Genomic DNA, 10,815 nt, shown 5'->3' with positions numbered 1-10,815 from the left:
TCGTGCCGGTCGAAGGGGCGGAACCAGGTGACCAACGACAAGAAACTTGTCGAGTATCTCAAGCAGGCCACCATCGATCTGCGGCAGAGCCGCCGCAGGATATGGGAGCTCGAATCGGAACCGATCGCGATTGTCGGCATGGCCTGCCGCTATCCCGGCGGGGTCGCCTCTCCCGAAGACCTGTGGACGCTGTTGTCCGAGGGCCGCGACGGTATGTCCGGCTTCCCGGCGGACCGGGGCTGGGACGTCGAGGGGCTGTACCACCCCGACCCGGAAAACCCCGGCACGTCCTATGTCCGGGAGGGCGGATTCCTCCAGAACGCCGCGGAATTCGACCCGGGGTTCTTCGGAATCTCACCGCATGAGGCGCTCGCGATGGACCCGCAGCAGCGGCTGCTCCTGGAAACGGCGTGGGAGACCTTCGAACGCGCCGGAATCGACCCGGGCACCCTGCGAGGCAGCAAGACCGGCGTTTATGCCGGGCTGATGTACCACAATTACGCCGCGCGGGTCCTCGATGTCCCCGACGACATCGCCAGCTTTATGAGCACCGGCGCGGTGAGCAGTGTGGTCTCCGGCCGTATCTCCTATCTGTTCGGCTTCGAAGGCCCCGCGATCACCGTGGACACCGCCTGTTCCTCCTCCCTGGTGGCCCTCCACCAGGCGGTGCTGGCGCTCCGGGCGGGGGACTGCGACCTCGCACTGGCCGGCGGCGTGACCGTGATGGCCACTGCGGACACCTTCATCGATTTCTCCTACCAGCGCGGTCTCGCGGCGGACGGTCGCTGCAAGCCGTTCGCCGCCGCCGCGGACGGCACCGGCTGGGGCGAGGGCGTCGGCCTGCTGCTGGTCGAGCGCCTGTCGGATGCCCAGCGCAACGGCCACCCGGTGCTCGCGGTGGTGCGCGGTTCGGCGGTGAACCAGGACGGTGCGTCCAACGGCCTGACCGCTCCCAACGGCCCCTCGCAGCAGCGGGTGATCCGGCAGGCACTCGCCAACGCCCATCTCTCGCCGTCGGACGTGGACGCGGTGGAGGCGCACGGCACCGGTACGACCCTCGGCGACCCCATCGAGGCCCAGGCGCTGCTGGCGACCTACGGGCAGGACCGCCTGGCGGACCGCCCGTTGTGGCTGGGCGGCATCAAGTCCAACCTCGGGCACACCCAGGCCGCCGCCGGAGTCGCCGGCATCATCAAGATGGTGCTCGCCATGCGGCACGGCGTGCTGCCCAAGACCCTGCATCTGGACGCCCCTTCACCGCACGTCGACTGGTCCGCCGGCGCGGTCGAACTCCTCGCCGAGGCCAGGGACTGGCCGGCGGCCGAACGGCCGCGCCGGGCCGGGGTGTCCTCCTTCGGCATCAGCGGCACCAACGCCCATGTCGTCCTCGAACAGGCCCCCGCCGAGGAGCGCGCAGAGCCCGGCTCCGCCCCCGCGGCCCCCATGGCATCCGACCCGTCCGGTCTGGTGCCCTGGGTGCTGTCCGCCCGTTCCCGGCAGGCACTCACCGCACAGGCAGCCGGACTCGCCGCCTTCGTGGACCAGCAGCCGGAGCTGAACCCCGTCGACACCGGCTTCTCGCTGGTCACCACGCGTGCCGCCCTCGACCATCGCGCGGTCGCCCTGGCCAGCGACCGGGCCGGACTGCGCACCGCGGTGTCCGCCCTGGCCACCGGTGACGCCGCCCCCGGCGTGCTCACCGGACTGGTCAGCGACGGCAAACTCGGCGCGCTGTTCACCGGTCAGGGAGCGCAGCGGCTGGGGATGGGCCGTGAGTTGTATGAGACGTATCCGGTGTTTGCGCGGGCCTGGGATGAGGTCTGCGGGGAGCTGGATGGTCTGCTGCCTCGGCCGCTGACGGATGTGGTCCGGGGCGGGGGAGAGCTCCTCGATCAGACGCAGTACGCGCAGGCGGCGCTGTTCGCTCTGGAGGTCGCGCTGTATCGGTTGGTGGAGTCGCGTGGTGTGACGCCGGCTGTGTTGCTGGGCCACTCCATCGGTGAGGTGACAGCTGCGTACCTGGCGGGTGTGTGGTCGCTGGCTGATGCGGCGAAGCTGGTGGCGGGGCGTGGGCGGTTGATGCAGGCCCTGCCGACCGGTGGCGTGATGGTGTCGGTGCGGGCTTCGGAGGACGAGGTCGCGCCGCTGCTGGAGGGTCGGGACCTGGTCGGGATCGCCGCCGTCAATGGTCCTGAGGCTGTGGTGATCTCCGGCGCCGAGGCCGAGGTGGAGCAGGTCGTCGCCGCTCTGGAGGCGGAGGGGCGGAAGGTCAAGCGGCTGCGGGTGAGTCATGCCTTCCACTCGCCGCTGATGGAGCCGATGCTTGCCGAGTTCCGTGCGGTGTTGAGTCAACTCACTTACGCAGACGCTCAGTTGCCGGTGATATCGAATGTGACCGGCGCGCTGGCCGAGTCCGCTGAACTCCGCAACCCCGAGTACTGGGTGCGGCATGTCCGGGAAGCCGTCCGCTTCCACGACGGAATGCGCGCCGCCCACGCCGAGGGCGTCACCACCTTCCTCGAACTCGGCCCGGACGGCGTTCTGTCCGCCATGGGACAGGACTGCCTGGCGGAGGACGTGCTCTTCGTGCCCACGCTGCGCAAGGACCGTCCCGAACCCGAGGTGGCGACGGAGGCTCTCGCCGGGCTGTGGGTCCGTGGGGCCCCCGTCGACTGGCAGCCGATGCTCGCCGACGGCCGCCGGGTGGAGCTGCCGACGTACGCCTTCCAGCGGCAGCACTTCTGGCTGGAAGGGGACACCGGGGTCGGCGATATGACCGCCGCGGGTCTGGGCGCCGCCGATCACCCGCTGCTCGGCGCCACCGTGACCCTGCCGGACGCCGTGGTCCTGGCCGGCCGGCTGTCCCTGGCCACCCACCCCTGGCTCGCCGACCATGCCGTACTCGGCGCCGCCGTACTGCCCGGCTCGGCCCTGGTCGAACTTGCCATCCGGGCCGGTGACCAGGTCGGCTGCGATCTGATCGAAGAACTCACGGTGCGGCTGCCGCTGGTTCTGCCGGAGCGCGGCGGAGTGCAGCTGCGCGTCGTCGTCGCGGAGCCCGACGAGGACGGGCGCCGGGAACTGGCGGTGTACTCGCGGCTTGAGGAGTCTCCGGAACAGTCCTGGACCGTGCACGCCGTGGGTGCGCTGGCGGCGGGTGCGGGTGCGGGTGCGGGTGCCGGGGCGGTGACGTTCGGCGAAGCGGTCTGGCCGCCGGTCGGTGCCGAGGCGCTCTCCGTGGATGCCTGCTACGACGCCCTGGGCGCCGCCGGATTCCACTACGGTCCCGTGTTCCAGGGCGTCCAGGCCGCCTGGCGGCGTGGCGACGAGATCTACGCCGAGGTCACTCTGCCGGACGAAGTCGCCGCCGAAGCAGCGAAGTTCGGACTGCATCCGGCCCTGCTCGACGCCGCGCTGCAACCAGCGCTCGACGGGCTGCGGCTCCCCGCGTCCTGGACCGGGGTGCGCCTGCACGCGGTGGGTGCCACCGCGCTCCGGGTGAAGCTGAGCAGGGCAGGTGACGGGTATGCCCTCGTCGTCGCCGATGAGGCCGGTGGTGTGGTCGCGTCCGTGGACGCGGTGCGCTGGGAGCCGGTGGTTCCCGAGCAGCTGACGACGAGCGTCCCGGGCGATCACCACGATTCGCTGTTCGCGGTGGAGTGGGTGTCGCTTCCGGAACTTCCCGAGGCTTCTGACGCCGAGGGTGCTGACGCCCTCGTACTCCTGCATCCGTCGGTGGCCGGGGAGTCGGCGTCTGTTCCCGACGGCGTACGTGCGATGACCCGCCAGGTGCTGGAACAGCTTCAGAGCTGGGTCGCAGATGACCGCACCGCCGACGACCGGAACGCCGCTTCCCAGCTCGTGGTGGTGACCCGGGGCGCCGTCTCGGTCGCCGGTGAGCCGGTGGATCTGGCCATGGCGCCGCTCTGGGGGCTGGTGCGCTCGGCGCAGTCGGAGCACCCGGGGCGTTTTGTGCTGGTCGATGTCGACGACCACGAGAAGTCCTCCGCCGTGATCCATGCCGCGGTGGCCACCGGTGAGACTGAACTGGTTCTCCGGGAAGGCGCGTTGTCGGTACCGCGGCTCGCCAGGCTCACACCGTCCGCACCGTCCGCACCGTCCGCACCGTCCGCACCGTCCGCACAGTCCGCACCGTCCGCACCATCCGCACCGTCCGGATCATCTGGCCCGTCTGGACCGGCAGTACCCTCCGGCACAAACGCGGTCTGGAACCCCGACGGCACCGTACTGATCACCGGCGGCACCGGAACCCTGGGCAGCCTGATCGCCCGGCACCTGGTGACCGCACACGGCATCCGCAGCCTCCTGCTGACGAGCCGCCGTGGCCCGGACGCCGAGGGCGCAGCCGCACTCCGCGCGGAACTCACCGCGCTCGGTGCCCAGGTGGAGATCGCCGCCTGCGACGCGGCGGATCGTGACGCCCTCGCCGAGCTGCTGGCGGGGATCCCGGCGGACGCTCCGCTGACCGGTGTCGTGCACACCGCGGGGGTCACCTCCGACGGGACCCTCCGCTCCCTCACCGGGGAAAGCCTGGACACCGTGCTGCGGCCCAAGGTGGACGCGGCCTGGAACCTGCACGAACTCACCCAGGACGCCGATCTCTCCGCGTTCGTTCTCTTCTCGTCGGCCGCAGCGGTACTCGGCGCGGCCGGACAGGGCAACTACGCCACCGCCAACACCTTCCTGGATACGCTCGCCCGCCATCGCCGGAACCACGGCCTGCCGGGCACCTCCCTGGCCTGGGGGCTCTGGGCCGAGACCAGCGAGATCACCAAGCAGCTCAGCGACACCGATCTGCGCCGGATGGCCCGCGGCGGACTCGTCCCGCTCACCGCCGAGGAAGGCGTGGCCCTGTTCGACGCCGCGCTCACCATGGACGCTGCACTGTCCGTCCCCATACGGCTGGACCTGCGGGCGCTCGCCGCCTCCGGGGAGGTGGCGCCCGTTCTGCGCGGACTGGTGCCGGTGCGCCGGCGTGCCGCCACGGCCGGCGTCGGTGCGGGTAATGCCTTGCGGGACCGTCTCGTCGGCCTGCCGCAGGCCGACCAGGACCGGGTGCTGCGGGAACTGGTCACGGCCCAGGTCGCCCTGGTACTCGGGTACGCGGGCAGCGGCGCGGTGGAGGCCTCCCGTGCCTTCAAGGACCTTGGGTTCGACTCGCTGACCGCCGTGGAACTGCGCAACCGCATGGACACCGCGACCGGACTCAGCCTCTCGGCGACCCTGATCTTCGACTATCCGACCCCGGCCGCCCTCGTGCGGTTTCTGCGCGAAGAGCTACTCGGCGGGCAGACCGCCACCACCGTGGTGCGGTCCCGCGGGGCCGTGGACGACGAGCCGATCGCCATCGTCGGAATGGCCTGCCGCTTTCCCGGCGGCGTCGCCTCTCCGGCGGAACTCTGGGACCTGCTGGCCCGCGGCGAGGACGCGGTCAGCGACTTCCCCGGCGACCGCGGCTGGGACGTCGAGCGGCTCTACCACCCGGACCCCGACCACCACGGCACCTCGTACGTCCGCGAAGGCGGTTTCCTACGGGACGTGGCCGACTTCGACCCCGGTTTCTTCGGCATCTCACCGCGTGAGGCGACCGCCATGGACCCCCAGCAGCGGCTGCTGCTGGAGACCTCCTGGGAGGCGCTGGAGGACGCGGGGATCGACCCGACGACGCTGCGCGGCGCCGACACCGGCGTCTTCGTCGGCACCAACGGCCAGGACTACGGCTCCTTCCTGGCCCAGAGTTCCGCCGAGGTGGACGGCCATCTCGCCACCGGCACCGCGGGCAGCGTGGTCTCCGGCCGGATCTCCTACACCTTCGGCTTCGAGGGCCCCGCGGTCACCGTCGACACCGCGTGCTCGTCCTCGCTGGTCGCCCTGCACTGGGCGATCCAGGCGCTGCGTTCCGGCGAGTGCTCACTGGCCCTGGCCGGCGGTGTGACGATCATGTCCACACCGATGGAGTTCATCGAGTTCTCCCGCCAGCGCGCCCTCGCTCCGAACGGCCGCAGCAAGGCCTTCGCGGAGAGCGCGGACGGCGCGGGCTGGGGCGAGGGCGTCGGCCTGCTGCTGGTCGAGCGGCTGTCGGAGGCCCGCCGTAACGGTCATCCGGTGCTTGCGGTGGTGCGGGGTTCGGCGGTGAACCAGGACGGTGCGTCCAACGGTCTGACCGCCCCGAACGGCCCCTCGCAGCAGCGGGTGATCCGTCAGGCGCTCGCCAACTCCGGACTCGAAGCGTCCGAGGTGGACGCGGTGGAGGCGCACGGCACCGGTACGACGCTGGGCGACCCGATCGAGGCCCAGGCGTTGCTGGCCACGTATGGCCAGGGCCGGCCGGAGGGCCGGCCGTTGTGGCTGGGTTCGGTGAAGTCGAACATTGGGCACGCCCAGGCCGCGGCCGGGGTTGCCGGGGTGATGAAGATGGTCCTGGCCATGCGGCACGGTGTGTTGCCGAAGACGTTGCATGTGGATGAGCCGTCGTCGCATGTGGACTGGTCCGCGGGTGCGGTGGAGTTGCTGACGGAGGCCCGGGATTGGCCGGAGAGTGGCCAGCTGCGGCGGGCAGGTGTGTCGTCCTTCGGCATCAGCGGGACGAACGCGCATGTGGTGCTGGAGCAGGCCCCTGACGAGGCGCCGGCGGAGCCGGTTGAGCAGGACCGGCCCGGGGTTCTTCCGTGGGTGCTCTCGGCGCGCTCCGAGCGGGCGTTGCTCGCGCAGGCGGGCCGGTTGGCGTCCTTTGCCGAGGGCCGCGCGGAGTCGGATCCCGTTGATGTGGGGTTCTCGCTGCTGAGTGCGCGGGCGGGGTTGGAGCACCGGGCGGTGGTGCTCGGGGATGACCCTGAGGGTCTGCTCGACGGCCTCCGTGGGTTGGCTGCGGGGGTGGATCCTGCGGGTGTGGTGCGGGGTTCGACCGGTACGGGAGCTGGTGGCCGTGTGGCGCTGATTTTCCCTGGTCAGGGGTCGCAGTGGCTGGGGATGGCGGATGAACTGCTGGCCTCCTCTCCGGTGTTTGCGGGGCGGATGGCTGAGTGTGGTGCCGCGCTGTCGGAGTTTGTGTCCTGGAAGTTGGACGAGGTGCTGTCCGACGAGGACATGCTGGCGCGCGTTGATGTGGTGCAGCCCGTCCTATGGGCGGTGATGGTGTCGCTGGCTGCGGTCTGGGAGGACTGTGGCGTGGTGCCGTCGGCTGTGGTGGGGCATTCGCAGGGCGAGATCGCCGCGGCATGCGTAGCCGGCATTTTGTCCCTGCGTGACGGCGCCCGGGTGGTGGCGTTGCGCAGTCAGGCCATCGGTCGGGTGCTGGCCGGTCGCGGCGGGATGGTCTCCGTCGCCGCCTCCCGCGAGGCGGTTCAGGAGCGCATCGCCAAGTGGGGCGAGCGGGTGTCCGTCGCCGCCATCAACGGGCCGACCTCGACCGTCGTCTCCGGCGAACCTGACGCGTTGCAGGAGCTGCTGGCGGAGTGTGCCGAGCAGGACGTGCGGGCCCGGCAGATCCCGGTGGATTACGCCTCCCACGGCGCCCAGGTCGAGGAGCTGCGCGAGGAGCTGGCGACGGTTCTTGCCGAAGTCCGCCCTGGCCAGGGCCGTATTCCGTTCTACTCGGCGGTGCATGCGTCGCCGCTCTCAGGCGAGGAGCTGGACTCTGCCTACTGGTTCGAGAACCTCCGCAACCCCGTACGGTTCGAGGAAGCCATCCAGGCTCTTCTGGCCGACGGTCACGGCGTCTTCGTCGAATGCAGCGCACACCCCGTCCTCACCCCTGGCATCGAGGACACCGCACAGGAGTGCGGGAGCCCCGTCGTCGTAACCGGCACCCTGCGCCGAGACGAAGGCGGCTGGCCCCGCTTCGCATACTCCCTCGCCCAACTCTGGGCACACGGCGTCCCGGTGGACTGGAGCACCCTGCTGCCCACCAGGCGGCGGATCGACCTCCCCACCTACGCCTTCCAACGTCAGCGCTACTGGCTGTCGGCTTCAGCGGGTACGCAGGATGCCGCCGGTCTCGGGCTGCAACCGGTTGAGCATCCGCTCGTCCCGGCCGCCGTTTCGATGGCCGGTACGGACACGGTCGTCCTCACCGGGCGGATCAGTGCGGCCACCCACCCGTGGATCGCCGACCACACCGTCCGGGGCGTCACCATCCTTCCCGGCACCGGCTTTGTGGACCTTGCCATCAGGGCGGGTGACCAGGTCGGCTGCCCCAGGGTCGAGGAGCTGGTGCTGGAGGCGCCGTTGATCCTCTCGCATCGAGGCGGGGTGCAGCTCCAGGTCAGCGTCGGTGCTCCGGACGACCAGGGCCGCCGGCCGGTCACGGTGCACTCGCGCGCCGATGACGCGCTCGACGGTGAGCCGTGGACCGGGCATGCCACCGGGCTTCTCGGACCGGACACCGCAGACGGCAGTGGCGCCGGCCTCGACGTGTGGCCCCCTAAGGGAGCCACCCCGGTGGACCTGGACGGTATTTACGACCAGCTGGCCGCCGCCGGAGTGGATTACGGGCCCGTGTTCCAGGGTCTGCGGGAGGTCTGGCGTCAGGGTGACGACCTCTACGCGGAGGTGACCCTGCCGCAGGAGCAGCGGGACGAGGCCGAGCGGTTCGGGCTGCACCCGGCTCTGCTCGACTCCGTACTGCACGCCCTGTCGTGGTCCCCGCTCGCGGAGCAGGAGGGTGGCCCCTGGATGCCGTTCACCTGGAACGGCGTCTTGCTCTTCGCTACCGGGGCGACCACCCTGCGGGCCCGCCTCAGCACCGCGCCCACCGGGGCGGTGACGCTGGACATCGCCGACGGCCTCGGTGAGCCCATCGCCTCCGTCGACACGCTGCGGCTCCGCGCCGTCACCGCCACCGCGCTGACCGGCGCCGCACCGCGCGACACCCTCTTCCGCCCCGAGTGGACGGCCCTCCACGGGTCGCAGTTCACCGGCTCCTGGGCCGTGCTCGGGACGGACCGCGGGGGGCTGACGGCCGCGTTCACGGGGAGCGGCGGCACCTATGCCGATCTCGCCGCGCTCACCGCTGCGGTGGAGGCGGGCGCGCCCGTCCCCGAGGTCGTCCTGACCGCCGCACCATGCAGCGACCAGGACGGATTCCTCCCGGGGGCGGTACACGGCACCGTGCGCGACGCCCTGGAACTCATCCAGCGCTGGCTGGCCGACGACCGGTTCGCCACCTCCCGTCTGGTGGTGGTGACGCGCGGCGCCATGGCGGCCGAGGCCACCGACCCGGTGACCGACCTGCCGCACGCCTCCGCCTGGGGGTTGTTCCGGTCCGCCCAGTCCGAGCATCCCGGCCGGTTCGTCCTCGTCGATCTGGATGAGCAGGACTCCTCGGCCGCCGCCCTGCCGGAGGTCATCGGCTCCGCGGAACCCCAGGCCGTGGTCCGGGCCGGTATGCCCCGCGCCGTACGGCTCGCCCGGGTCCACCTGGCCGGTGAGGCGCCGGCCTTCGACGCGCAGGGCACGGTGCTGATCACCGGCGGCACGGGCATGATCGGCACCCTGGTGGCCCGTCATCTGGTGACGCAGCACGGGATACGTCATCTCGTGCTCACCAGCCGCCGTGGGGCGGCGAGCCCGGGGGCCGCGGAACTGCGGGACGAGCTGGCCGTACTCGGGGCGGACGTCACCCTCGCCGCCTGCGACGCCGCGGACCGGACCGCGTTGGCGGAGCTGCTGGCGGCTGTTCCGCAGGACCGTCCGCTGACCGCGGTCGTGCACGCGGCCGGGGTGGTCGAGGACAGTGTGGTCACCTCGCTCACCCCGGGGCATCTGGACGCCGTGCTGCGGCCCAAGGTGGACGCGGCCTGGAACCTGCATGAGCTGACCAAGGACCTGGGCCTGTCGGCGTTCATCCTGTTCTCCTCGGCGGCCGCGCACTTCGGCAACGCCGGGCAGGGCAACTACGCCGCCGCCAACGCCTTCTTGGACGCCCTGGCACACCACCGGCACGCCCAGGGCCTGCCCGCCGTCTCGATGGCGTGGAGCGTCTGGGCCGAGCGGGTCCAGGCCGCGGACCAGAGCGAGGAGATGCGGGCGGAGCGGATCTCGGCGGGAGCGATGACCGCGGAACTCGGCATGGTCCTCTTCGACCACGCCCGCCGGGCCGGCGAACCGGTGCTGGTGCCGATTCCGCTGGACATCCCGGCGATCCGGGCCCTGCCGAAGGACCGGATACCGGTCCTGCTGCACGGTCTGCTGCCGGGCGACACCCGGCGGTCGGCCGGCGCCGAGGGGCCGGGCGAGAAGGGCTGGGCGGACCGGCTGATCGCCATGCCGGCGGACAAACAGCGGGAGACCGTGCTGGCCCTGGTACGTACCCAGGTCGCGTCGGTCCTCGCCTATGAGTCGGCCGATCAGGTCGAGGACCACCGGCCCTTCAAGGATCTGGGGTTCGACTCGCTGACCGCCGTCAAGCTGCGCAATCAGCTCGCCGCGGTCGGCGGCCTGACCCTGCCCGCCACCCTGGTCTTCGACCATCCGACTCCGGTCGCGCTCGCCGAGTTCCTGCGGGCGGAGCTGGTACCGGCCGAAGCGGACCCCTCGGCCCGGCTGCTCGCCGAGCTCGACCGGATCGCCGCCGGGCTGCCGGAGATCGACCCCGACGCCGCCGGCCGGGACAAGATCACCGCTCGGCTGCGGAGCATCTTGTGGCAGTGGGACGAGAGCAGGAACGGCGAAAGTCCGGAGAACTCCGAAGAGGACTTCGACTCAGCCACCGATGACGAACTCTTCGACGCTCTCGACAACGAACTCGGAATGTCCTAACGCGTGCGGATCAAGCGCCTGACAGTGTTTTGGGGG

The 10,815-nt window shown here is 71.3% G+C and carries 1 protein-coding gene; it reads left to right on the top strand.

Features of this window, described 5'->3' with window-relative positions:
• Window positions 1–27: 27 nt before the first annotated feature.
• The gene (locus QT196_RS05295; RefSeq protein ID WP_290354450.1) at window positions 28–10,779 is read left to right on the top strand and encodes a type I polyketide synthase; all 10,752 of its coding nucleotides are present in this window, start codon (window positions 28–30) and stop codon (window positions 10,777–10,779) included.
• Window positions 10,780–10,815 lie beyond the last annotated feature (36 nt).

The organism is Streptomyces sp. P9-2B-2, assembly GCF_030406865.1.
GTDB classification, from domain to species: Bacteria; Actinomycetota; Actinomycetes; order Streptomycetales; family Streptomycetaceae; genus Streptomyces; species Streptomyces platensis.
The sequence above is the reverse complement of the archived record's forward strand: the minus strand, read 5'-3'. Positions and strand labels throughout refer to the sequence as shown.